The sequence below is a fragment of the Mesorhizobium sp. M0960 genome, assembly GCF_040319055.1.
In the GTDB taxonomy this organism is placed as follows: Bacteria; Pseudomonadota; Alphaproteobacteria; order Rhizobiales; family Rhizobiaceae; genus Mesorhizobium.
The window spans coordinates 1-1,559 of the sequence record NZ_JAMYNN010000051.1; the positions used below are offsets into that span (position 1 = coordinate 1).

At 64.0% G+C, this 1,559-nt stretch carries 1 protein-coding gene; it reads left to right on the top strand.

The genetic code is table 11. The features are described from left to right. Positions 1-142: 142 nt before the first annotated feature. Positions 143-1,559 (top strand): recombinase family protein (locus tag NKH63_RS31245; protein WP_352920519.1); only part of this gene is annotated, 1,417 nt, incomplete at its 3' end.

Genomic DNA, 1,559 nt, shown 5'->3' on the forward strand with positions numbered 1-1,559 from the left:
GTGGTCGTTCGCCAACTCAGCTTGCCGCTCGACTCGGAGAAGCTGAACGGGCTGAGTTCAGCGCAACGGACCATAGTGATCGCCCGGCTCGCCAACGTACTGATGGCCGCCGCCGGCGTGGCAACGGAGGAGGAGAGCTGCGATGACGAGCGGTAATCTGATTCCGACTGCCGTCCTCAAGCGCAAGGCCGTCGTCTATGTGCGTCAGTCCACTCAGGCGCAGGTCCAGCTCAACCTTGAGAGCCAGCGTCGGCAATATGAGCTTGTCGACGTCGCGCGGCGCTGGGGATTCCGCAAAGTAGAGGTGATCGACGAGGATCTGGGACGAACCGCAAGCGGGGCTGTGGAGCGTCCCGGTTTCGAGCGCCTGGTCGACGATCTGTGCACCGGCCATGTGGGCGCCGTGCTTTGCCTGGAGGCGTCCCGCCTGTCGCGCAACGGGCCGGACTGGCATCGGCTGCTCGAGTTGTGCGGCGAAGTCGATGCACGCGTGATCGATCTGGACGGAGTCTACGATCCGGGATTGCCGAACGACCGCCTGCTGCTCGGTATGAAGGGCAGCATCAGCGAGTTCGAGCTCGGCGTGCTGCGTGCCCGCATGTACGAGGCCGCCCGCGCCAAGGCACAGCGCGGAGAACTGCGCATCTCCGTGCCCTTCGGCTATGTCTGGCACCGCGATTACGGTCTCGGGTTCGATCCCGACATGCGCCTGCAGGAGACCATTCGCCTGATATTCGCGCGCTTCCGCGAACTCGGCAGTGCGCGTCAGGTCCTGATCTCGATGATCGACGATGGCGTGCATTTCCCCAGACCCTCCGACGGCAAGAAGATGGTGTCCTTCGACTGGGTTCCGATCCGCTACCGCAACGTGATCTCGATCCTGAAGAACCCATTCTACGCCGGCGCCTATGTCTATGGTAAGAGCGAGAAGCGCACTGAGATCGTCGATGGCCGCGTTCGCAAGAGCTATGGCCATTACAAGCCGGCTAGCGAGTGGGCGGTGGTGCTCAAGGACCATCACGAAGGCTACATCGGATGGAGCGAGTACGAACGGAACCAGGAACTGCTCGCGGCCAACGCTTATGGCAAAGCCGGCGGCGTCAAGTCGGGCCGCGGCGGTCGCGCGCTGCTCCCCGGTCTCATCTCCTGTGGTCGATGCGGGCGAAGACTGGTTGTCATGTATGCCGGACGCGGCCAAGGTTATCCGGTATATCGCTGCGAGCGCGGCAACCTCATGATGGCCCAGGCGCGATGCATGTCGTTCAACGGCTTTCGCACCGACGCGGCGGTGACCCGCGAAGCGCTGGAGGCGGTTGCGCCGATGGCGATCGAAGCGGCGTTGGAGGCTGAACGCATGCAGCTGGAGAGCGAAGCCAAGCGGCGGCAGATGATCGAGATGGACCTGCAGCAGGCGCGCTATGAGGCATCGCTTGCCGAGCGCCGCTATGCCGCTTGCGACCCGGAGAACCGGCTTATTGCGGCCCAGCTCGAGAGGAGTTGGGAAGCCACGCTCAGGCGCGTGGAGACCTGCGAGGCCCGGCTGAGCGAAGTCCAGCGTG